Origin of the sequence: Photorhabdus sp. RW14-46 (assembly GCF_963887965.1) — a bacterium.
GTDB lineage: Bacteria > Pseudomonadota > Gammaproteobacteria > Enterobacterales > Enterobacteriaceae > Photorhabdus > Photorhabdus laumondii.
In genome coordinates this window covers 108051-130499 of the sequence record NZ_CAWPHH010000007.1, presented here as the reverse complement: position 1 = coordinate 130499, position 22449 = coordinate 108051, and the positions used below count along the sequence as shown (strand labels likewise).

Here is a 22449-nt window from a genome sequence, read left to right as displayed (position 1 = left end):
TGCAACATCATGCCACAAAATAGGTATCCTCTACCGATAAAAATTTTTACTATTTTTTTAACCTTTATCTCAATACTTCCTCTCAAAAAAATGAATAAATTTGCTGAAAAAGTAAGAATTTTCTCATAGAAATTAAATATCAATAAATTATATTCGTTCAATATTACCCACATTAAAGATAGATAATTGTCTATTTTTTCTGTAGACTGAGCGAAAAAAACTGTCTTTTCTGCACCAAACAACAGTAAACAATATGGATTAGATTAGAATTTTTATTCAATAAGAAGTAGCCAGTGAACAGTTTCCGTATGAAATCTGTTCTTCAAGAGGGGAGTCGTGTTTTACCTAAGCGGAAATAGGATGCTCTACTTTCAGCAATAGCAGGCTCAAGATCATCAATAGCATTTTTGACTATGCCGATATAAGCAATACCGATATAAACAATGCCGATATAAATTATACCGATAAATATTTACCCAAAAAAACTAGCTTAATTGGCGTGAGTAAAACCCGATTTTTAATTAGGACATTAATATATGTCCTTGATAAATTAATGAATTCACATCAACATATCCTCTATTTTACAAAATGAGCTCCATCGCGACCGCTCAAAAAAAATGATAGATACATAAATATCAAATCGACATAGCCTTCGTAAAACGTCCAATATTCTGCTGGCTATTTTCGATCGAAAAACTTACTTTGTATCTATCATTCACAATTTCAATCGATTGCTGTTCCAAAGCATCTTTATACTGCCATTTCCTGGTGTTTTAACCGTGTTATCATTTTATTAATTTACTAATTTCAGTCCTAATGTTTATTTAACTTCCTCTATTTTCTTGAATATTCCCTAGTGCTAAAAAAATAACCCACTTCCAAACTCGAAGGATAAAGCAGCTCCTCCCCGAGAGATTTATAATAAGAATAATATTTTGTTTGATGCTATCTGATAAACCAAAAACACATCAACACAACTTAACATTATTATAATAAAATCCATAAAGTCAACACAAAAATAAACATAAAGTTCAGTTTTGTGTAAACTTTATAATGAATTTCACTTAATTCTATGATTTAACTTTCATTTTTAGAATATAAAGGTAAATCCATGAGCCTTTTCTGATATAGGATGTGCTAATATAGATAATCATAAAAATAAGATATTAAAAGTAAAATCAATAAATTATCACAATGGGTGGTTTTTTCACACTGGACAATACCATCAAGTAATATATAGTAATGCTGTTATCTTTATATAAAGGATTCTCATGAAAACGTCTAATGCACAGCGAAAAACAAATATCATTAAAAATATAGAATATTTGATACGTACCCGTGGAGAAACCAAGAGCTCTTTTTCCAATCGAACAGGATTGACCCGTACCACCATTTATAAAATCCTGGAAGGACAAGTCAATAACGTTCAACAATCTACTGTTCTTCGGATTTCCGATTTTTTCGGTGTCTCCTGTGAAGAAATAGAATATTATGACCTTGAACAATTAGAGCGCCTCAATGAAACACTTTCAACCGAAGGCAATAAAAATCCTTCGGCTATCCCTATCGTTCCCCAATCTGAATTTTTAGCCGTTTCTGAGAAAAAAATAGGTCAGCTTGTTACCGAGTATCCGCTGACCTATTTCTTTGGTGATGAATCAAACATGTTGGCTCTTAAAGTCGAATCGGCAATAGAAGATACATTCATACCCGGTGAGGTGATCATCATAAAACGTCCCCCCGCATTAGTCACCAATACGCCATTATTGTATTACGCTAAGGAAATTGGGTTCTTTATCCGGCAAGAGAAAAATGATGACAGCCTCGATAGGAAACCCTACAGAAATGCTCATTTTTTGGGCTACATTGTAGGAGAAAGACTATAAATGACAGCAAATCAAAAGTTTAAGTTACTGGGATTTTCAAGGTATGGTAAATTATCGGCAAATGTCATGGTGCTAGCGACAGGTAAGACCATTACTATGGGGTTAAAAGAGCTCGTTGACAGTGATATTTCAGAAGATCTGAGCAGACATGAGCTCAGTACGATATACCGGAAACTATACAGCCACAGTAATATCGTAACCGCTTATGAACTTGGGGACCGTCATGAACGTTCATGGCAAGCCTATTTACTCATTAGCATCGCACTCAGTGTTATCTATATTTTCTCTACCATATGTGGTGTGAAACCCATTCATATCCCGATCCTTAATATTGTCACGCCTCCTGGGGTTTTTATTTACCCTATAACTTTCTTACTGGTCGATATTCTAAACGAATTCTATGGATTACGTCTGGCAAGAAGAACGATTATTATCTCTTTTGCTGCGAACTTATTATTTGTTCTAGGGCTTTGGGGAACCGCACTGATGCCGGGTGTTCCTGGATGGGAATTTGGTGCGACTTATAATGGAATAGTGAATAGTATCGTATCTGTATTACTGGCATCATCTCTTGCTTATTTTATCTCTGAGAATATAAACTCGTATCTCCTCTGCAAAATAAAATCTCTCACAAACTCAAAGTATCTTTTCCTGCGAGTAATAACCAGTACTGTTATCGCTTCAGCATTCGACAGTATAATATTCTGTTCAATCGCTTTCTATGGTGTTCTCGGCATAGACATCATAAAAGAAATGATTATCGCCCAGTTCCTCATTAAAGTGGCTTATTCTATCCTGGGTGTAGGCCCTATTTATCTGGTAAGGAAGATATTCAGAAATTATATAAATCGACCAGAAGATACACCAGTGAATAAAAAACTCGCTGAAGTATAAATAGAGATAACGTTTTGTCAGAATAGAGAAAAATCGTTGAAAAGTATCATTTTTATGCCGGAATGTTATTCCGGCATATTGTGCTAAAATAACCCTTTATATATCATCAACAGTAAAATATAGATATGAATAATGTAATCATTCATCATGACATTGAAAGAATATTCTACCAGATTAAATTTTCAAATTAATTATTCAGTAATTTTAAATCTATATATTCCCCTAAATGATTAAAATATTCTTGCGTTAAATGAGGAATCGTACCTAATAAAGGAGCCGGTAACATCCGCTCTAATGTCGCCAAATATTCTTGCTGACGTTTGCCTGCGGGTTCAACCTCATTAGCTATCCAGCCTGCAAAATGTAATCCTGAACCTATAATAGCCTCCACGGTAAGTATCGCATGATTAATACAGCCCAACTTCACTCCCACTGCCAAAATAACCGGCAGTTGCTCTTTAACCACCCAGTCAGCAAAAGTCACCGATTCTGATAAAGGGGTATACCAACCACCCGCGCCCTCAACTAAAACCCAGTCTGCTTTCTTTTCTAACTGATGTAACCCCATAGACATAACAGTAAAATCAATAGGTTGATTCGAATCATCACTGGCAATATGGGGTGATGTTGCTTCAACAAATACTAACGGATTCACTTCTTCATATTGCAAAGATACAGAACTATTTGCCAGCAATGCCACTGCATCAGCATTACGAACACCTGCCGGTGTTATTTCACTACCAGAAGCAACGGGTTTATAACCTGCTGTTTTATATCCTGCTTTAGTTGCCGCTTGTAACAAAGCACAACTTACAACTGTTTTCCCCACTTCGGTATCTGTACCCGTCAAAAACCAGCGCTTAGTCACGATGAATCACTCCAAAAACCACCTGATAGCTAAGAGGTAACTGTTCGTTTTCTCGTGGATAAGCCTGTTCCAGAGCAATCAGTCGTCCACGCGTCATCAGTCCTTGCTGTCGCCCATCATGAAGGTGAGTCGCACCAATCCCTTTCAGAGAACCCAATAGCGGCAATATATGAGAATATTGCTGGCGATAAACCTGACTAATAAGACAATGCCGGAACCCTTGACAGGCATCTTTAATTGTCTGTTGCGGCAGGAACTGATTAATATGCTGGTAGTTATCAACCACACTCCAAGCTTGCTTCAATTCATACAATGAACCTTTAGCTAAGGTGGAAAATAGAATTAATCCACCAGGACGGGTTACCCGATAAAGTTCTCTTAAAGCACTGGATAAATCATCACACCACTGAACAACCAGATTACTGAAACAGATATCAACACTGTTGTCAGCAAGCCCTAAATGTTCAATATCCGCTTGTAAATAATAGTCAGCCGCCAATTGCTTACGGGCATGAGCTAACATGCCTGATGCCAAATCCAGCCCAATAACCTGCTTCCCCTGTTGTCGCCAGCGGTGACTAAAAAAACCGGTACCGCAACCTGCATCCAATACTAATTTGCCGGAATGCTCACCAACTTGTTGCATGAGGAATTCACCGGTTTGCTGCTGTAATTTCGCTACCACATCATAATTGGCGGCCGCTCGTCCAAACGCTCCCGCAATCGCCTGTTTATTGGCAAATTCAGCTACGGAACCCATGCAACGCCTCCATCAACATATCAATATCCTGTGGCATATGGCTGGCCGTCAAAGTAATACGTAATCTGGCGCTGCCCGGCGGTACTGTTGGTGGACGGATCGCTTTAACCCAAATCCCTTTTTGTTGCAGAGACTGAGACAAGGACACACTCAACTCATTATCACTCACAATCAATGGCTGAATTGCGGTGGTTGAATCTGTCAGATTGAACGGCAGTTTCTGAGCTTGCCGGCGGAAGTAATTGATATTCTGCTGTAATCGTTGGCGCAATTCATCACCAGATTGTATCTGCCGAACAGCTTCAGAAAGCGCCTGTGCCTGTGCCGGAGGCATAGAGGTGCTGTAGATCAGATGACGGGCATACTGAATTAGGTATTCTGCTGTCTGCTCATCACAAAGCACCGCCGCACCACTCAACCCAAATGCTTTGCCAAAAGTAACAATCAGGATTTCTGGTTTTACTTTCTGTTGCCAGCAGCTTCCCCTTCCCTGCTCACCACAAACACCAATACCGTGAGCATCATCCACCATTAACCAGTTGCCAGAAATTCTGGTTTGCTGATGAATATCGGCTAGCGGTGCGCAGTCACCATCCATACTGAATACACCTTCGGTTACCACCAACGTCTTTCCAACACAAGGCGTTGCCAGTAAATTTGCAAGTGATTCAGGTTGATTATGCAGAAAACGCCGTAGCTGAGCGGGGGAATGCATCGCCGCTTCCATTAATGAAGCATGACTCAGACGATCAGCAATAATCCGATCCTGTTCCGTCATTAACGCGGCAATGACCCCCTGATTAGCAGAATACCCCGAAATAAACAGTAATGCTTTTGGATAACCCAACCAGTCAGCCAATTGTTGTTCCAATAGCTGATGAGCCTTTGTATAACCCGTAATATGACCTGAACCTCCACTACCAACACCATATTGTTCAGCTCCCCGCTGCCATGCGGAAATAATTGCGGGATTTGCACTTAACCCAAGGTAATCATTACTGGAAAAATTAAGATATTTGCCATCAGCAGCATACAGGAAACGCCCATCTGATTTCTGATTGACCTGCCGCTGACGCCATAGCGAAGTGCTCCGACGCTCAGACAACTGTCGGGAAAGATAAGATGACCAGTCCATTATAATGCCGCATTATAAAATTGTTCGTTATCCGCATTGATAATGGCTTCCGCCAAATGCTGCTGTTGCTGATTATCACCAAATGCTGTCTGAGTCTGCTGAGGATTAATGCCCAACTTGCGAAATAGTTGTAAATCTTTATCTTCCGCCGGGTTAGGTGTAGTGAGCAACTTACAGCCATAGAAAATAGAATTAGCGCCAGCCATAAAACACATTGCCTGTGTCTGCTCGTTCATCTGTTCACGACCTGCGGATAACCGAACATGAGAAGACGGCATCATGATCCTGGCAACAGCAATCGTGCGGATAAAATCGAAAGGATCTACATCTTCGTTCTCAGCCAATGGCGTACCTTTGACTTTAACCAACATGTTGATGGGTACACTCTCCGGCGGTTTTGGCAGATTTGCCAGTTGTACCAATAATGCGGCCCGATCACGTATCGCCTCACCCAGACCAACAATACCACCAGAACACACTTTTATTCCGGCCTCCCGTACTTTATCCAGGGTATCCAATCTGTCCTGATAGGTCCGAGTTGTAATGATGTTGCCATAAAATTCCGGGGAGGTATCCAGGTTGTGGTTGTAGTAATCTAACCCTGCATCCGCCAACCGCTGTGCTTGTAAGCCATTGAGCATGCCCAGTGTCATGCAGGTTTCCATTCCCAATGCTTTGACTTCCTTAACCATTTTCTCCAGATAAGGCATATCCCTCTCATGGGGATTTTTCCACGCGGCACCCATACAAAAACGTGTTGAACCCGCATTTTTAGCCTTACGAGCAGAATCAATCACCTGTTCCACTTCCATCAACCGCTCTTTTTCAATACCTGTTTTGTAACGGGAGCTTTGCGGGCAATATTTGCAATCTTCCGGGCAAGCCCCGGTTTTGATGGAAAGTAGTGTACTGACCTGTACTTGCTGTGGGTCAAAGTAAATACGATGAACCTGCTGTGCTTGAAATAATAATTCGAAAAAAGGTTTATCAAACAGCTCTTGCGCCTGCTTAATTGTCCATTGCTTACGCTCAATCACAATAACATCTCCAATGTGAAAAAAGTCTAGTCAGTTTAAATAATGCCGTTATACTGTCAACCAATTTTAATAAAATTGGTTTACGTCAAGCCTTATGACCCCTTCCGATATTGAATTTGATCTACGCCATATTTGGCACCCCTACACCTCCATGACCAACCCTCTTCCAGTTTACCCTGTCGTTGGCGCTTCTGGGGTGGAACTGGAGTTGGCTGATGGCCGTAAGCTGGTGGATGGTATGTCTTCCTGGTGGGCCGCCATTCATGGATATAACCATCCGGTACTGAACCAAGCCGCTAAAATTCAGCTTGATCAGATGTCCCATGTCATGTTTGGTGGAATTACCCATCCGCCCGCCATCGCACTTTGCAGACAATTAGTAGCAATCTCCCCGCTATCACTGGAATGTGTCTTTCTAGCGGATTCAGGTTCTGTCGCAGTGGAAGTGGCGTTAAAAATGGCATTGCAATACTGGCAAGCAAAAGGTGAAAAACGTCAGCGTATTTTGACATTACGCCACGGTTACCACGGTGACACATTCGGCGCTATGTCTGTCTGTGATCCCGACAATTCAATGCATAATCTCTACAAAGGCTATCTGCCCACTCATCTGTTTGCTGAATCGCCTCAGTGCGGATTTGATTCGCAATGGGATCCGCGGGATATCATGCCATTTCGTACTTTGCTGGAGCAGCATTCCGGTGATATTGCCGCAGTGATCCTTGAACCTATCGTACAGGGTGCCGGCGGAATGCGAATTTATCATCCTGAATATCTGCGTCAGGTCAGAATGCTTTGCGATCAGCATCAGATCCTATTAATTGCAGATGAAATTGCCACCGGCTTTGGCCGCACAGGAAAATTGTTTGCTTGTGAACATGCTGAAATTGAGCCAGATATTTTATGTGTAGGGAAAGCGCTGACAGGCGGCTATATGACACTATCAGCCACACTGACAACCCGTAAGGTAGCTGAAACAATTAGCAATGGTGAAGCAGACTGTTTTATGCATGGCCCAACGTTTATGGGCAATCCATTAGCTTGTGCCGTAGCAAAAGCCAGTTTGAACTTATTATTACAAAGCCCTTGGCAACAACGTATTAAATCAATTGAAAACCAATTAAAGAGTGAGTTGATGCCACTAAAACATCATGCAAAAGTGGCTGATGTTCGGGTATTAGGTGCAATTGGCGTCGTGGAGATGAATCAACCCGTGAATATGGCGGTGCTACAACACCATTTTGTTTCTCAAGGCGTCTGGATAAGACCATTTGGCAAGCTGATTTATTTGATGCCGCCTTATATTATTCAGCCAGAGCAGCTTTCACGCCTGACAAAGGCCGTTTCTGGCGCAATTAATTTGTAATTTTTCTTGTATTAAATAAATTCTGCTGAATTTATTGCTGAGCAGTTAATAGAGCTAAGTTTCATTCTGTACTTATACCCTATGGATTTCAAGATGCATCGCGACGACAAGGGAGTGAATCCCCGGGAACATATAACTATGTGGCCGGGGTGACTGGGGTGAGCGAGTGCAGCCAACAAAGAGGCAACTCGAAAGATGACGGGTATATATGGCCTTTCCTTCATGTCATATCTGTAGGTACCAAAACCAATTCCATTTCATCTGCAAGCTCTCTAAGTTTTTCGTTAACCTCTTTAGAAGTAGCGGCGGACTCTGATTCAAGAGACACATGCAAATCTTTTTCTTCCACCCGATCTCCAAAAATTATTATTGCTTTACCGCCGTGCTGCTTAGAGGGCCATCGAATTGCTTGAGCATCAGGATTGTCATGATAAATTTTTGCTGCCCAGAGCTGAGTAATATGATAATCCGATGCTTCTGATTCTACTAGTTGACCTTGAATAATCCCCCATTTCTTCAATATTCGTGGGTTGATATCCACATACTTGATGTCTTTTTTTGGCGTAATTTGGCTATACGCTAAATCATCTAGTTTACTCAGTTCAACAGGTATACCGGCGCAATTTAGTGGAATATCATGCAAAATCGTCTCCATAATAGCGACTCCTACGTTTTCACCTCCATAGAGTGTTGGAACAAAGATTCCATTATTTTTGAACGGGCTAAAACGGGCATTACCAACACCAGGATTAAATTCAGCGCCTTTAAACTCGGCTTTATGAATACGTTCAATAGGTGTACCCGCTTTCCACTTTTGGATTTTGGCTGCTGTATTCTCTGGGGGAAGCGGTATATCTTCTTGAAATTCTTTTTTATCATCAACCATGACGCGGCCCTTCAGCTTCTTCTTTGGCTGCCATATAAACATCATCAGGTTGAGTTAATACAAGGTCCTTTGGTTTTTTATTACCAAGCCAGCTATTTGGTGTGCCGAACCAAATAGCCATTGACCAAGGGGTCTTTTTGTCTCCAAACAGCGCAATAGTTTTCTTTATCACTGGTAACGGTTGGCCACCTTCGTCTAGAGCATACAATGGGAATAGGTCTTTGCCATTAATTGGCAATGCGAATATTTTTTTCGACTTTTTCAAACGATTTGCCGCAGCGCTGGAATTCATTGATTTAGATCCGGCCAATTTGCTAAGTTCACTTGCAGTCAGCCACTCTGAATCAGTAATGATCTGATTTTTTAATTTTTCAAGGCGTGCTTCATTACGGGAAGCAAATCCAATTTTTGAAGATGGTTCGGTCATAACAGACCGATGTTTATTCTTATTGAATGTAGTGACAGCGGTTACTGCACTAGCTATTGCCAACTTAATATCATGATAATCAATTGCTTTTGGCAACTTTATTACCACATACTGATCTGCCTCATCAGCGGGAATTTCAGACAAATTGATATGTTTGGCAACATCCTTGTCATTTGATAACTCAATTGAAAGAAAGTCAAAGCTAACATTCTCCGATTTGGATTGCGATTTAGTCATCATACTGCCTCCCTACTGCATCTGTTTGAGTTCGTATTTTGCGTATTTTCGTTATATGGATGATATTGCGTATTTGTTAAAAGTACAAGGATTGGTGTAGTTGCATCACACGAGGCTTCCATCAAAGCGCTTTCAACGGGATTTTGTCGTGAATATCACATGCACAACCCGTTCGGCGCGGTCCGTTTTGCGTATAACAAGGCGCTGCACATCAAAAAGCATGCTTATAGAAGTCACGATGTGAGTTTAAATCCGCGCAAAGACCTCAAACCGCTACTAGCGGTCGCGAAAAAATCACGCAAATACGCCTCTGCTCAAGGTATGTGACGCCATCACGTTACAGCAGGCGGGAAATAATCACTGGATGAGTTTAGTGAAACCGGGCAGACATAGAAAACCATTTTTGCATCTGTCCGGTTGAATAACTGCAAGATTTGGTGTTGCATTAGCTCAAACTTGATCTGGTGCCTACCGGTTATTTGCATCAATGCCTATCAAATTAAACCGTAAACCAGCACATACGATCACCATTAACATCCAATAATCTTATCAAATTCACAGGGCCAACACCGTTACCCACATTGGGCCTTTACCTACTGGATAGCGCGTCAATTCAGTCAATTTACCGGTATATTTATCAATAGAAGAGACTGAAATATGGTCAGACTTTTGACCGGATGCAATCAGATATTTTCCACTGTGATCGATAGCAAAACCACGCGGCTGAATTTCAGTTTTATAGTGTCCTGCCAGCGTCAAATTAGAACCATCTTGCGAAATAACAAAATGGCTGATCAAACTTGAAGTCCGTTCACTGGTATAAAGGTGACGACCATCCGGTGTAATATGAATATCCGCAGACCAACGAACTCCCGCTAAATCTGCCGGCAATGAATCAACCGTCTGAACAGTCCGATATTTTTCCCACTTGCGATAAACATCCACTGTAGAATCCAGTTCATTAATACAATAAATCACCTGCTGATTTGGATGAAATGCCATATGACGAGGGCCCGCACCCATTGCGGTAGTGATTTCCTCAGCACGTTTTTCTGTCAGATAACCCTCTTTTGCCATCTCAAAAATACGGACGCGATCTTCTTTCAGACAAGGAACCAATAGTTGTTTATTATCCCAGTCAATATTAGCCGAATGCGGTGCTTGCAAACCGGCAATAACCTGAACAGGTTCACCCACAATACCTTGATCATCAATTAGGCTGACACTCAAATTGTTATAACTATAGGAGGCAGAGAATAGAAAACGGCCCTGTTTATCAGTAGAGATATGAGTCGGGCTACCCGGTATTGATGAAATCCCCTGTTGTGCCAGTTCCCCTCTAGAGCCAATCTGGTAAGTGACAATACTGAATTGTGGCCGGATGCCAACATAAAGATGTTTACGATCCGGGCTAACCACCATTGGTTGTACTTCCCCCGGTACATCAACTGTCTGAATCAGTGATAACTCACCTTCATTATTCAGGCTCCAAACATGAATCTGACAACTGTTTGGACTCGCCGTATAAACCACTTGTTTCATCTTCACTCCTTAATTATCCATGACCATTTTATTGTGCTGTAACGACTCGATTGGTTTTATCGGTTAAACTCACCGCACAATTGGTGTAGCTTTATTCAGTTTCAATGTAATATCCTTACATTATATATAGTTATGAGGCTAATTTATGTCATATCGCATCATTGCACTGGATCTGGATGGTACACTACTCGATCCTCAAAAAAATATCCTACCCGAATCACTCATTGTACTAAACGAAGCACGTAAAGCTGGTATTAAGGTGCTAATTGCTACTGGCCGTCATCATGTTGCTATCCACCCTTTTTATCAGACTTTGCAACTCGACACGCCTGCCATCTGCTGTAATGGTACTTATCTGTATGATTACCATGAAAAGAGCGTTTTAGCCTCAGATCCACTGTCAACTCAAGAAGCTATAAAAGTTCTCAGCCACTTAAAAAACACAGATATTCACCGTCTGATGTATGTAGATGATGCCATGTTATATGAAGAACCGTATGACACAGTTGTCCGTACCATAAAATGGTCTGAAACCCTACCTGAATCTCAACGCCCAACTGTGCGACATGTTAATAGCTTTCAACATGCTATTGACGAAGTACAATCTATCTGGAAATTTGCAACCTGTTCTCCTGATTTAGTAAAACTGCGGGAAGTGACTGCACAAATCGCAAATGACACAGGTCTTTCGTGTGAATGGTCATGGTTCGATCAGGTGGATATTGCCAAGAAAGGTAACAGCAAAGGTATGCGTTTGAAACAGTGGGTTGAATCACAGGGAATGAAGATGAAAGATGTTATTGCTTTTGGTGATAACTTTAATGATCTGAGCATGCTGAAAGCCGCCGGACTCGGTGTCGCTATGGGTAACAGTGTGGATGCGATTAAAGAACAAGCCGATTTGGTGACGCTGGATAATACTCAGCCAGGTATTGCCGAAGTTATTCGCAAGTATGTTCTTTAATTGCTTGTCTGACAAGATTACTGTGCGGGGAACCTTCCGATAAGCTCCCCTTTTCCTTTGCTATTTATAGCAGAGACTAGAGTTGCCGATGAAAAGAAACACTTTTTATCTGGGCATAAAGCCACTGCCCAGACCGCAAATTAAGTTCATCCCTTGCCCACGGAGTGATCCTTGCCCATAAATAGTGGCCACTCAACACCAATTTGACATCAACGTGTCCATTATCATCAAAGAATTCAACCACTTTCACCGCTAAAATATTACGGATACTACTGCCGCGAGGAGGTTCCAGTACTAATGAAACATCTGACGCATCTATTCTGATACGCAAATCAGTTCCCGGTTGAACATCCATTTTCGGCAACCATAAAGCCTGATCAGCAAGTGCCACCGCGGTCATTTCATAACGATTATGATGTTCAACCATTGAAACATTCAGAATACTGCTAAGAGTCTCTTTTTGTAACCAAAGACGTAATGCACTACTGGACCAAACCTCTTCCAATTTTCCCGTTGCCCTGACTTTTCCGTTATCCACGACGAGTACATTTTCTGCCAGACGAAGAATCTCATCCAAATTATGGCTGACATATAAAATCGGGATGTTGACCTCTCCAGAAAGCTTTTCAAGATAAGGCAGTAGTTCTCTTTTACGAGGGAGATCCAGCGATGACAACGGTTCATCCATTAACAACAGATCCGGCGCCGTCAATAAAGCACGACCGATAGCAACCCGCTGCTTTTCACCGCCGGACAAGGTAAGAGGAAAACGAGATAGTAAGTGCTCAATTCCAAGCAAACTAACAATGCTATCAAATTCTGGCTTCATCTCCGGCGACATCCCGTATTGCAGATTACCCTTTACTCGATAATGCGGAAAAAGCCGGGCATCCTGAAAAACATAGCCTATACGACGCTGCTCTGGTGACAAGCAGATACCTTTTTCAATATCAACCAACACATGATCATTAAGGACAATCCGCCCTTTCCGTGGGCGTATCAAACCAGCAATAACATTTATCAGTGAAGTTTTCCCGGCACCTGAAAGGCCAAAAACAGCCGTGATCCCCTCAGTGGGTAGCTGTGTATTGACCTGTAAATAAAGATCACCAAGTTGTTGCTCAAAATCCAGCTCTAACATGTTGCTCCCAAACGTCTCCTGCCCCAACGGGTTAACCATTCAGAAACCATCAGTGACATCAACGCTAGAATAATGGCAATGATGCACAAACGAGCCGCAGCCGTTTCTGCTCCAGGTGTTTCAATCAAGGTATACATTGCCAGAGGGATCGTCCGCGTTTCGCCTGGAATATTGGATACAAAAGTGATAGTTGCGCCAAATTCACCCAATGAACGGGCAAATGCCAACACAGTACCCACAATAACCCCAGGCAAAGAGAGCGGCAATGTGATAGTAAAAAATACCTTAAACGGATTCGCGCCCAAGGTACGAGCAGCCTGTTCCAGCCGCCGATCAACACCTTCCAGCGCCAGACGTATCGCCCTGACCATCAACGGAAAAGCAACAATAGCAGAAGCCAGTGCAGCACCACGCCAACTAAATGCAAAGCTGATGCCAAACCAGTCATATAACCATTCACCGATAAATCCACGACGTCCCATACTGATCAGCAGCAAATAACCCACTACCACGGGTGGTAACACCAGCGGCAGATGGATAATGCTGTCAAGTAATGATTTACCGGGAAACTGGAAACGAGCAAGAATCCATGCAATCAAGATCCCAAATGGCAGACTAAGTAACACTGCCATACCGGACACTTTCAGACTCAGGATGATGGCTTGCCATTCGTATTCACTCAACATCGCCAAAAAATCTATACCCGTCATCTTTCAAGTTGCCTCTTTGTTGGCTGCACTCTCTCACCCCGGTCACATAGTTTGCTATGCTCCCGGGGATTCGTTCCCTTGCCGTCGCGATGCAGCTTGAAATCCATAGGGTATATTCCTAACGTGGGTGAAAACCATAACGTTTAAAAATTTCAACGGCTTTAGGGGTTTTCAAATATTCATAAAAATCGAGAACGGTGAGATTACTATGATCTTTGATAATCGCCATTGGGTACTCAATAGGTTTGTGGCTCTCTTCCGGGAAAATCCCCACCACTTTGACTTTATCACTGGCAACGGCATCCGAGCCATAAACAATGCCCAATGGAACTTCAGCACGCTCCACCAGCGCCAAACCACTGCGCACATTACTGGTACGCGCCAGCAGAGGATTAACCCTCTCCCATGCCCCCAAATATTGCAGAGACTCTTTAGCGTAAATGCCCACAGGAACATGATCTGGGTCACCAACAGCAAGACGCCCATCCTCTAATAAGGATTTCCATTTGGTTTCTTTATTAATATCAACTTTATTGAGTCTACTTGCTTTCGGTGCAATCAGAACGAGTTGATTTCCCAACATAGTCAACCGAGTTTCATCAATAATCAGTTTCTTCCCGGCAACATAATCCATCCACTGTTGATCAGCGGAAATAAAAATATCTGCCGGCGCACCTTGCTCAATCTGGCGAGCCAAAATGGAAGATGCAGCATAAGAAGCCACCACTTCACCTCTTTTCTCTCGCTTATACAGCGCCGCAATATCATCAAGTGCGTTAGTCAACGAGGCAGCAGCGAATAACGTGACTTTTTCGGTAGCCCACGCTTGCCACGTCAAAGCAAAAGAAACGACAACGCCGACTAGCAGTTTGCCAAAACTCTTTTTCATTTGTTTTCCACCTGTTTCTTACCTATTAGTTCGTCGTGTATAGCAAGATATATCCGTCATCTTTCAAGTTGCCTCTTTGTTGGCTGAACTCGCTCACCCCGGTCACATAGTTTGCTATGCTCCCGGGGATTCACTCCCTTGCCGTCGCGATCCATCTTGAAATCCATAGGATATATAACGTCAATTGGAAGAGTATTCCAATATTAATCGGCAAATTGTAAGCAATTTTTACTGTCTAATTTAATTCGAAGTAAAATACTGTAATAGGAAAACCAAATGAATAAAATGGAATTGATTATGATTAATTAAGACAAATTACCCGGTTAATCACCGGGTAATCAGAATAGCATCTGGTGTAAAAGAAATATTAGTTTTACTTTTCAGAACGACCAATACGGGAAACGATATTAAACAGTTCCCCAAGACCATAAATTAAACCTAAAATTCCGACCGTCACTACCGGTACCATGACCAGGGCGAAAGCCATACTTTTAATCAACTCAAACATGGTAGCCTCACACAATGGCTCATTTAATGAGCCCGCAACATAACACATTTTTAACCATAGCGGGTAATACCGCTATAATTAGTACCATTCTAGACAAAGACAGACAACTGTAACCGGCTAAACGTGCGTTTTTCGGGTTAGCCTATAAAAATTTACGATTATATTTACTAAAAAAAACTATCATGCAAGCCGAAATTCTACTGACACTGAAATTACAACAACGGTTATTCGCCGATCCACGGCGAATATTATTACTAAAACAGATTAAAGCAACGGGTTCTATCAGTCAGGGAGCCAAACAGGCCGGTATCAGTTATAAAAGCGCCTGGGACGCAATTAACGAAATGAATCAACTGGCAGACGAAATACTGGTAGAGCGTGCTACAGGAGGTAAAGGAGGCGGCGGGACAAATCTTACCCATTATGGCGAACGTCTATTGCAACTTTACGATCTACTGACACAAATTCAGCAAAAAGCCTTTGATGTGCTAAAAGATGACCAACTTCCCCTCGACAGTCTGTTAGCGGCCATTTGCCGTTTTTCTCTGCAAACCAGCGCCCGCAACCAATTCTTTGGCACAATTACTGACCGTAACCATAATCAGGTCCAGCAACATATCCGCATCTTGCTGACAGATGGTCAAACATCACTGAATGCGGCATTAACAGAACAAAGCGCTAACCGTCTTGGCTTGGTAAAAGGTAAGGAGGTATTGGCGCTCATTAAAGCACCTTGGGTGAAACTCACTAAAGAGCCATTCTCTATCGGTCATTTCGACAATGCCCTGACAGGGCTGATCAGTAATATTGAAACCAGCGAAGAGAACACCGAAATTATCATTGTTCTTGATGGCGGTGAAATCCTCTGTTCTACTCTGCCCAATCAAGAAGCAAATAACCTGAAACTACATTCTGGAGATAAAATCACTGCACTTTTTAATGCTGACCAGGTGATTATTGCAACTCTGTGTTAAGAATTGACTCTATTATCACTGAACAATTCGGAATGTCCAGGAATATTATGGTGTTACGTACCTTACACCTCCCCTAGTGTCCAATATTAAATGTTAATTAAAAGTTAATATTGACATTCCGCGCCATTCCGCTTATTTGTGGAAAAATATTTGCGTTGCTTAAAAAGGAATAAAAGATGTCTGAATTGCAAATAACGCAAGGCTGTTTCCGTTTAAGTGATACCCGTACCTTGCAGTTATCATCACTAAAAATAGCCTCCGGCGAAAATTGGGCTTTTATTGGTGCAAATGGTAGCGGAAAATCATCATTGGCCCGTGCGCTTTCAAATGAATTAGTCCTGCTTTCCGGCGAACGAAATTGCTCATTTCGCAAGTGCGCCCGCGTCTCTCTAGAACAATTACAAAAACTGACGGAAGAAGAGTGGCAACGTAATAATAGTGATATGCTCAGTGATGATGAAGATGATACCGGCCGCACTGCGGCAGAAATTATCCAGCTTTATCATAAAGATAATGAACTTTGCCTGGAACTGGCAAAACAGTTCGGTATTATGGATTTACTTTCCCGTCGTTTTAAATATCTTTCTACTGGTGAAACCCACAAGACATTACTTTGCCAGGCACTGATGACTTCACCTGATTTGCTGATTCTTGATGAACCTTTTAATGGCCTTGATCTATTTTCCCGTGGTCAATTCACTGAATTACTGGAAAAATTGTCATCAAAAGGAATCGTTTTGGTACTTATCCTTAACCGGTTCAGTGAAATCCCAGATTTTGTTGATCAGATTGGCGTACTAGCAGATTGCCAGCTAACCTCTATTGGCACCAAAGAAAAAATGATGGCAGATTCCTTGGTGGCTCAACTGGCACACAGTGAAAAACTGAACGGTATTCATTTACCTGAAACAGATGAATTTCCTGTCGATAATCAGCTACCGCCCGATCAACCGCTGATTATTCTACGTAATGGTATCGTTCAGTATAATGATCAGCCAATTTTGCATGGGCTAGATTGGCAAGTGAATTCAGGTGAACATTGGCAAATTATTGGCCCAAATGGTGCCGGAAAATCAACGCTTCTGAGTTTGATTACCGGAGATCATCCTCAAGGCTACAGTAATAAGCTGATCCTATTTGGCCGTCAACGCGGTAGCGGCGAAACCATTTGGGATATCAAACGCCATATTGGCTATATTAGCAACAGCATTCATCTGGAATATCGTGTCAGTATCAGCGTTCGTAATGTGATTCTGTCCGGTTTCTTCGATTCAATTGGTCTTTATCAGACAGTATCAGATCGCCAGCAGCAACTTGCTGATGAATGGCTGGCTTTACTGGGCTTATCTGCTCAGATTGCCAACGGCCCGTTTCACCGCCTTTCATGGGGACAACAACGACTTGTTCTGATAGCTCGCGCACTGGTTAAACATCCGGCTTTATTAATCCTTGATGAACCTCTCCAAGGGCTTGATCCACTCAACCGCCAGTTAGTATTACGTTTTATTGATGTCATGATCGCTGACGGTGATACTCAGCTACTGTTTGTTTCTCATCATCAAGAAGATGCGCCGCAATGCATTACTCACCGACTGATATTTATCCCTGATGGTGATCTATACTGCTACAAAACAGAGAAAGTTTCTGATTGATTTCTGATAGTTCCCCGTTATGCGGGGATCTTAATGAGTCTATACCCTATGGATTTCAAGATGCATCGCGACGGCAAGGGAGTGAATCCCCGGGAGCATAGATAACGATGTGACCGGGGTGAGCGAGTGCAGCCAACAAAGAGGCAACTTGAAGGATAACGGGTATAGCCAATTTTCATCACGGCCATTTCTATTAGTACCTTAATAAGGTGATTGATCCTTGACCAAAGAGTCTGAATTAAGGAACGATGATTACCAGCATAAAAACTTCTCCGACCAGTGAAAAAAACATCGCAATTTAGTTATCATGCATTATTATTTTTGCTCACTAAATAACATCTATCATTAATTTTTGGTCTGCTTTTCAGAGCCTTTTTTAATTTGTTAAAAATAAAGGGAAATATATGATTTGGGGTTTACTTACTACATCACTAGCGTTATTAGCTATACACCGCACTACTGCACTGATTGTTCTACTGGCCGCAGTTATTACCGGATTTGTCACACAAACTGTGATTTATCCGGCAGTCGCCACTATTGCGATTATTTTTTTGTTAGGTGCGCTACGTATTCATTTTCAACAAAATAACATCATTAAAATCACAACTGAACTGCTATTACTCGCCTTTGCGGTGGCATTATTCCTACATCTGCTCCCCGGTTTTAATAACCTGAAATATCTCGATAAAGTTCAGGCAGGCCCTCACAGTGCCCCATTCTCAATGTATTTCAACTTTGACAAAGCCCTCATTCCTTTCCTGCTGTTATGTTGCATGCCTGGCCTATTTACAACAAAGCCACTGACCAAAATTCGGCCTTATGCATGGATAATCTTAGCTATTGCTATTCCTGTATTGTTAAGCATAGCAACGGCTCTCGGAGGGCTCGCAGTTGAATTGCACATGCCACAATGGTTACCGATGTTTATATTGGCCAATATTTTCTTCGTTTCTCTGGCAGAAGAAGCGCTATTCCGAGGTTATATCCAACAGAGATTGAGTCAGTGGATTAACCCCTATTTTGCCCTGATCATCACTGCTTTGATTTTTGGTGGCGCACACTTCGCTGGCGGCCCATTACTGATGATATTTGCTGCACTTGCCGGATTAATATATGGGCTGGCATGGATGTGGAGTGGCCGTCTGTGGGTTTCTGTTGGGTTCCATTTCGCGCTCAATTTGGTTCATTTGTTGTTCTTTACTTATCCAATCAAGTTGGTGACTGCGTTATAAACGTGTCAAACTTGCCCAGTATATATTCAGCAATCTGCAAAAGATGCAAACCTTAAAACAAATAAAGTTTGAAACAAGACTATTGATTGCTGTTCTGGTGCATAGGGCAATATAATGCGCTTAGTTATTATTAAGTTTGATTTTTAAGGAGTTTAAGCTATGGCTGTCACTAAACTGGTTCTGGTAAGACATGGCGAAAGCGAGTGGAACAGAGAGAACCGTTTCACTGGCTGGACTGACGTCGCGTTATCTGAAAAAGGTCGCGCTGAAGCTCAACAAGCAGGGCAACTGTTGAAAGAAGAAGGTTTTGTTTTTGATTTTGCCTACACCTCCGTGCTAAAACGCGCTATCCATACGCTGTGGAACATTCTGGATCAGGTTGATCAACAGTGGTTACCTGTTGAAAAAAGCTGGAAACTAAATGAACGTCATTATGGCGCTCTGCAAGGTTTGGACAAAGCAGAAACCGCAGCTAAATACGGTGATGATCAGGTTAAACTGTGGCGTCGTGGTTTTGCTATCACCCCACCAGATTTAACTAAAGATGATGAACGTTTCCCAGGCCATGATCCGCGTTATGCAAATTTGAAGCCAGAAGAGTTACCCGTGACTGAAAGCCTGGCAACAACGATTGAACGCGTGATCCCTTACTGGGAAGAAGTGATCAAACCGCGCGTTGCTCAAGGTGAGAAAGTGATTATCGCAGCGCACGGTAATTCTTTGCGTGCTTTGGTTAAATATCTGGATAATATGAGCGAAGAAACCATTCTTGAGCTGAATATCCCAACAGCAGTACCTTTGGTTTATGAATTCGACGAAAACATGAAACCAATCAAACATTACTATCTGGGTAACGCTGATGAAATCGCAGCAAAAGCCGCGGCGGTAGCAAACCAAGGTAAGGCAAAATAATTCATTGCCGATAAAAAATTGCTGACACCCTATTTTCCAGCGAACATAAAAAACCGGAGTTGTCGATTCCGGTTTTTTTACATCGGAAAAATGTTATCAGCCACGACGCGCTTTTATTGCCGACGACAATTGACGTAACAAAATTTCAGTGTCAGCCCAACCAATGCAAGCATCAGTAATACTTTTGCCATATACCAATGGCAGACCGCTATCCGGGTTCTGATTTCCCTCTTCCAAATGACTTTCTACCATGACACCAATAATCGCTTTCTCCCCAGCAATAAGCTGCCGGCTCACATCTGAACACACATCCATCTGCTTTTTAAATTGCTTAGAACTATTGGCATGACTGAAATCAATCATAATTCTTGCCGGTAAACCTGCTTTTTCCAAGTTTTGCTTCACGACAGCAACATGTTCAGAACTGTAATTCGGCTCTTTACCGCCACGCAGGATAATATGACAATCGTTGTTTCCGCTGGTATTTACAATCGCAGAATGTCCCCACTTAGTGACAGAAAGGAAACTGTGAGGGGAACCCGCTGCATTAATCGCATCAATGGCAACTTTTATCGCACCATCAGTACCATTTTTAAAACCAACCGGACAGGAAAGACCAGAAGCCAACTCACGATGGACCTGAGATTCCGTTGTACGAGCGCCAATTGCTCCCCAACTCATCAAATCGGCTAAATACTGTGGAGAAATCATATCCAGATATTCACCCGCAGCCGGTAGCCCCATATCATTAATATCCCGTAACAACTGACGAGCTAAACGCAAACCATCATTAATATCAAAACTGTGATTCATATGAGGGTCATTAATTAACCCTTTCCAGCCAATAGTTGTGCGAGGTTTTTCAAAATAAACTCGCATGACAACTTCCAGATCCTCTTTCAGCTCTTCACGCAATTCATTCAACCGCCCGGCATATTCCATTGCTGCTTTAGGATCATGAATAGAACATGGCCCAATCACCACCAACAGACGCTCATCTTCACCCGTCAGAATTTGATGAATCGTTTTACGCGCCTTACATACTGTCAATGCAGCCTTTTCAGTTGCTGGAAATTTTTCAAGTAGTGCCACAGGAGGTAATAATTCTTTTATCTCTTTAATTCTTATATCGTCATTCTGGTAATTCATAACCCTCTCTCATCTAACATCTTTGTATATCCGTCATCTTTCAAGTTGCCTCTTTGTTGGCTGCACTCTCTCACCCCAGTCACATAGTTACCTATGCTCCCGGGGATTCGCTCCCTTGCCGTCGCGATGCATCTTGAAATCTATTGGGTATATATTTAATTAAAGCAATCTCGTGATTTTAATCTAACTGTTAGAAGCCAAACTGTAAATATTCTTTGTAGAGAATAAATAAATCAATGCTGATGAACTCAAGACATAGCAAGATATAGTCAAATGTGGTTAATTCCATTCTTATAGTTGAAATATCTTTAGAAATGAAAATTATTAAAGTAAATACCTAAAAATATGCCAGAAATCGACAAAACAATTCTCTGGCATAGTTAGCAAACTATTTCACATGAGATAATGGCAAAGAATGGTTCTCCTTAGCTGCCTGAATCCACAAACGGGAACCATTAAATGCAATGCCCAAGAGAATCACATACTGCAACGACATTGCCAGCACGCCTTGATGGAAATAGATAACAACGCTTATCACATTGATGACCATCCATACCAGCCAGTTTTCGACATATTTACGAGTCATCAAAACCATTGCCACAATAGATAGCACCGTCATTGTCGAATCCCAGAATGGGAAGGCATCAGGCTCCAATATCGGCATCTGAACATTAAAGCCAAATTTTTGCATAATCGTAACGGCAATCTGAGTCAGATAGCCAAAGACTCGATCAATATTAAAAGTCATAATGGCGATCAATAGCACAGAAATCAGACTAATTATTACCGCCTTATTCAAACTTAACCAACGTATTTTAAGTTCAATCTGCTGCTGATCATTAACCCTGCTCCAGGCATACCAACCATAAATATTTGCCGCAAAGAAGAATAATTGCAGCAATAAACTGGCATAAAGTTGAATTTGGAAGAAAATCACAGCAAATAATGTGACATTAATTAGCCCAAACAAATAGTTAATTATCTTCTCCTGACTGGCAAACCAAATACATAACAAGCCAGCGATCGTCCCTACCGCTTCAATCCACGATAAATCATATCCTCCTTTTCCCAGAGGGATATTGACTAATATGTTGTTAATGCTGAAAAAATTCATCTGTTATATCCTATTATCTATACCCGTCATCTTTCAAGTTGCTTCTTTGTTGGCTGCACTCACTCACCCCGGTCACATCGTTATCTCTGCTCCTGGGGATTCGCTCCCTTGCCGTCGCGATCCATCTTGAAATCCATTGGGTATACAACAAAATATTACCTTCATT

Annotated in this window: 22 protein-coding genes and 1 pseudogene; 9 read left to right on the top strand and 14 right to left on the bottom strand. The window is 41.8% G+C overall.

All coding sequences use genetic code 11. The features are described 5' to 3' along the window. The first annotated feature begins 1271 nt into the window (after positions 1-1271). Complete coding sequence (locus AACQ38_RS08445; RefSeq protein WP_011145792.1) at positions 1272-1886, top strand: helix-turn-helix domain-containing protein; 615 nt, start codon at positions 1272-1274, stop codon at positions 1884-1886. Continuing rightward, a complete protein-coding gene (locus tag AACQ38_RS08440; RefSeq protein WP_011145791.1) occupies positions 1887-2780 on the top strand; it encodes a queuosine precursor transporter in 894 nt (297 codons plus the stop codon). Between the two features lie 187 nt (positions 2781-2967). On the opposite strand, the gene bioD is transcribed toward AACQ38_RS08440, so the two are convergent. From bioD to bioB, 4 genes are read right to left on the bottom strand one after another with little or no spacing between them, the layout of a single operon-like run. After that, positions 2968-3648, bottom strand: a complete 681-nt coding sequence (gene bioD / locus AACQ38_RS08435; protein WP_011145790.1) for a dethiobiotin synthase — start codon at positions 3646-3648, stop codon at positions 2968-2970. After that, positions 3641-4408: a malonyl-ACP O-methyltransferase BioC gene (bioC, locus tag AACQ38_RS08430; protein WP_011145789.1), complete on the bottom strand. Its 768-nt coding sequence runs from the start codon at positions 4406-4408 to the stop codon at positions 3641-3643. The genes bioD and bioC overlap by 8 nt, the downstream gene beginning before the upstream one ends. Then, the gene (gene bioF / locus AACQ38_RS08425; protein WP_011145788.1) at positions 4392-5543 is read right to left on the bottom strand and encodes an 8-amino-7-oxononanoate synthase; all 1152 of its coding nucleotides are present in this window, start codon (positions 5541-5543) and stop codon (positions 4392-4394) included. Before bioF ends, bioC begins: the two co-directional genes overlap by 17 nt. Beyond that, positions 5543-6580, bottom strand: coding sequence for a biotin synthase BioB (gene bioB, locus AACQ38_RS08420; RefSeq protein WP_165577889.1), 1038 nt, complete (start codon positions 6578-6580; stop codon positions 5543-5545). The genes bioF and bioB overlap by 1 nt, the downstream gene beginning before the upstream one ends. A gap of 94 nt (positions 6581-6674) precedes the next feature. Here bioB and bioA point away from each other — a divergent pair, with 94 nt between their 5' ends. Further along, positions 6675-7946, top strand: coding sequence for an adenosylmethionine--8-amino-7-oxononanoate transaminase (bioA, locus tag AACQ38_RS08415; protein WP_165577888.1), 1272 nt, complete (start codon positions 6675-6677; stop codon positions 7944-7946). A gap of 220 nt (positions 7947-8166) precedes the next feature. Here the strand turns inward: bioA and AACQ38_RS08410 are convergent, their stop codons facing one another. Beyond that, the gene (locus tag AACQ38_RS08410; RefSeq protein ID WP_011145785.1) at positions 8167-8832 is read right to left on the bottom strand and encodes an RES family NAD+ phosphorylase; all 666 of its coding nucleotides are present in this window, start codon (positions 8830-8832) and stop codon (positions 8167-8169) included. Continuing rightward, positions 8825-9496, bottom strand: coding sequence for an antitoxin Xre/MbcA/ParS toxin-binding domain-containing protein (locus tag AACQ38_RS08405; protein WP_232507905.1), 672 nt, complete (start codon positions 9494-9496; stop codon positions 8825-8827). Before AACQ38_RS08405 ends, AACQ38_RS08410 begins: the two co-directional genes overlap by 8 nt. A 159-nt stretch (positions 9497-9655) precedes the next feature. On the opposite strand from AACQ38_RS08405, the pseudogene AACQ38_RS08400 reads away from it, so the two are divergent. Further along, positions 9656-9845 (top strand): annotated as a pseudogene (locus AACQ38_RS08400) (helix-turn-helix domain-containing protein); the annotation flags it as partial. A gap of 206 nt (positions 9846-10051) precedes the next feature. Here AACQ38_RS08400 and pgl read toward each other — a convergent pair. Beyond that, positions 10052-11038 (bottom strand): 6-phosphogluconolactonase, encoded by a 987-nt coding sequence (gene pgl, locus AACQ38_RS08395; protein WP_011145783.1) that lies wholly within the window; start codon positions 11036-11038, stop codon positions 10052-10054. 145 nt (positions 11039-11183) lie between these two features. Between pgl and AACQ38_RS08390 the strand changes: the two genes are divergently transcribed. Further along, positions 11184-12002: a pyridoxal phosphatase gene (locus AACQ38_RS08390; RefSeq protein ID WP_058589356.1), complete on the top strand. Its 819-nt coding sequence runs from the start codon at positions 11184-11186 to the stop codon at positions 12000-12002. 76 nt (positions 12003-12078) lie between these two features. Here AACQ38_RS08390 and modC read toward each other — a convergent pair whose 3' ends face one another. The 4 genes from modC to AACQ38_RS08370 form a co-directional block, all read right to left on the bottom strand. Next, positions 12079-13143 carry a molybdenum ABC transporter ATP-binding protein ModC gene (gene modC, locus AACQ38_RS08385; protein ID WP_165577922.1) on the bottom strand — a complete coding sequence of 355 codons (1065 nt, stop codon included), beginning with the start codon at positions 13141-13143 and terminating at the stop codon, positions 12079-12081. Further along, positions 13137-13829, bottom strand: coding sequence for a molybdate ABC transporter permease subunit (modB, locus tag AACQ38_RS08380; RefSeq protein ID WP_165577923.1), 693 nt, complete (start codon positions 13827-13829; stop codon positions 13137-13139). Before modB ends, modC begins: the two co-directional genes overlap by 7 nt. A 142-nt stretch (positions 13830-13971) precedes the next feature. After that, positions 13972-14742 (bottom strand): molybdate ABC transporter substrate-binding protein, encoded by a 771-nt coding sequence (modA, locus tag AACQ38_RS08375; protein WP_165577887.1) that lies wholly within the window; start codon positions 14740-14742, stop codon positions 13972-13974. Positions 14743-15115: 373 nt separating this feature from the next. After that, positions 15116-15250, bottom strand: coding sequence for an AcrZ family multidrug efflux pump-associated protein (locus tag AACQ38_RS08370; RefSeq protein ID WP_011145778.1), 135 nt, complete (start codon positions 15248-15250; stop codon positions 15116-15118). 182 nt (positions 15251-15432) lie between these two features. Between AACQ38_RS08370 and modE the strand changes: the two genes are divergently transcribed. From modE to gpmA, 4 genes are all read left to right on the top strand, one after another. Further along, positions 15433-16224, top strand: coding sequence for a molybdenum-dependent transcriptional regulator (modE, locus tag AACQ38_RS08365; protein WP_165577886.1), 792 nt, complete (start codon positions 15433-15435; stop codon positions 16222-16224). Between the two features lie 176 nt (positions 16225-16400). Continuing rightward, entirely contained in the window at positions 16401-17876 is a 1476-nt protein-coding gene (gene modF, locus AACQ38_RS08360) for a molybdate ABC transporter ATP-binding protein ModF (RefSeq protein WP_165577885.1), read from the top strand. Between the two features lie 404 nt (positions 17877-18280). Further along, positions 18281-19108 (top strand): CPBP family intramembrane glutamic endopeptidase, encoded by an 828-nt coding sequence (locus AACQ38_RS08355; RefSeq protein WP_165577884.1) that lies wholly within the window; start codon positions 18281-18283, stop codon positions 19106-19108. Between the two features lie 159 nt (positions 19109-19267). After that, a complete protein-coding gene (gene gpmA / locus AACQ38_RS08350) occupies positions 19268-20020 on the top strand; it encodes a 2,3-diphosphoglycerate-dependent phosphoglycerate mutase (protein WP_011145774.1) in 753 nt (250 codons plus the stop codon). A 96-nt stretch (positions 20021-20116) separates the two neighbouring features. Here the strand turns inward: gpmA and aroG are convergent, their stop codons facing one another. From aroG to AACQ38_RS08335, 3 genes are all read right to left on the bottom strand, one after another. Further along, the gene (gene aroG / locus AACQ38_RS08345) at positions 20117-21169 is read right to left on the bottom strand and encodes a 3-deoxy-7-phosphoheptulonate synthase AroG (protein WP_011145773.1); all 1053 of its coding nucleotides are present in this window, start codon (positions 21167-21169) and stop codon (positions 20117-20119) included. A gap of 388 nt (positions 21170-21557) precedes the next feature. Then, entirely contained in the window at positions 21558-22283 is a 726-nt protein-coding gene (pnuC, locus tag AACQ38_RS08340) for a nicotinamide riboside transporter PnuC (protein WP_011145772.1), read from the bottom strand. A gap of 13 nt (positions 22284-22296) precedes the next feature. Next, positions 22297-22434: a hypothetical protein gene (locus tag AACQ38_RS08335; protein WP_165577883.1), complete on the bottom strand. Its 138-nt coding sequence runs from the start codon at positions 22432-22434 to the stop codon at positions 22297-22299. Positions 22435-22449 lie beyond the last annotated feature (15 nt).

What these genes read in the sequence shown, in the direction of transcription:
- AACQ38_RS08445 (WP_011145792.1), top strand. Translation starts at nt 1,272, where the DNA reads ATGAAAACGTCTAATGCACAGCGAAAAACAAATATCATTAAAAATATA.
- AACQ38_RS08440 (WP_011145791.1), top strand. Translation starts at nt 1,887, where the DNA reads ATGACAGCAAATCAAAAGTTTAAGTTACTGGGATTTTCAAGGTATGGT.
- bioC (WP_011145789.1), bottom strand. Translation starts at nt 4,408, where the DNA reads ATGGGTTCCGTAGCTGAATTTGCCAATAAACAGGCGATTGCGGGAGCG.
- bioF (WP_011145788.1), bottom strand. Translation starts at nt 5,543, where the DNA reads ATGGACTGGTCATCTTATCTTTCCCGACAGTTGTCTGAGCGTCGGAGC.
- bioA (WP_165577888.1), top strand. Translation starts at nt 6,675, where the DNA reads ATGACCCCTTCCGATATTGAATTTGATCTACGCCATATTTGGCACCCC.
- AACQ38_RS08410 (WP_011145785.1), bottom strand. Translation starts at nt 8,832, where the DNA reads ATGGTTGATGATAAAAAAGAATTTCAAGAAGATATACCGCTTCCCCCA.
- AACQ38_RS08405 (WP_232507905.1), bottom strand. Translation starts at nt 9,496, where the DNA reads ATGACTAAATCGCAATCCAAATCGGAGAATGTTAGCTTTGACTTTCTT.
- pgl (WP_011145783.1), bottom strand. Translation starts at nt 11,038, where the DNA reads ATGAAACAAGTGGTTTATACGGCGAGTCCAAACAGTTGTCAGATTCAT.
- AACQ38_RS08390 (WP_058589356.1), top strand. Translation starts at nt 11,184, where the DNA reads ATGTCATATCGCATCATTGCACTGGATCTGGATGGTACACTACTCGAT.
- modC (WP_165577922.1), bottom strand. Translation starts at nt 13,143, where the DNA reads ATGTTAGAGCTGGATTTTGAGCAACAACTTGGTGATCTTTATTTACAG.
- modB (WP_165577923.1), bottom strand. Translation starts at nt 13,829, where the DNA reads ATGTTGAGTGAATACGAATGGCAAGCCATCATCCTGAGTCTGAAAGTG.
- modA (WP_165577887.1), bottom strand. Translation starts at nt 14,742, where the DNA reads ATGAAAAAGAGTTTTGGCAAACTGCTAGTCGGCGTTGTCGTTTCTTTT.
- AACQ38_RS08370 (WP_011145778.1), bottom strand. Translation starts at nt 15,250, where the DNA reads ATGTTTGAGTTGATTAAAAGTATGGCTTTCGCCCTGGTCATGGTACCG.
- modE (WP_165577886.1), top strand. Translation starts at nt 15,433, where the DNA reads ATGCAAGCCGAAATTCTACTGACACTGAAATTACAACAACGGTTATTC.
- modF (WP_165577885.1), top strand. Translation starts at nt 16,401, where the DNA reads ATGTCTGAATTGCAAATAACGCAAGGCTGTTTCCGTTTAAGTGATACC.
- AACQ38_RS08355 (WP_165577884.1), top strand. Translation starts at nt 18,281, where the DNA reads ATGATTTGGGGTTTACTTACTACATCACTAGCGTTATTAGCTATACAC.
- gpmA (WP_011145774.1), top strand. Translation starts at nt 19,268, where the DNA reads ATGGCTGTCACTAAACTGGTTCTGGTAAGACATGGCGAAAGCGAGTGG.
- aroG (WP_011145773.1), bottom strand. Translation starts at nt 21,169, where the DNA reads ATGAATTACCAGAATGACGATATAAGAATTAAAGAGATAAAAGAATTA.
- pnuC (WP_011145772.1), bottom strand. Translation starts at nt 22,283, where the DNA reads ATGAATTTTTTCAGCATTAACAACATATTAGTCAATATCCCTCTGGGA.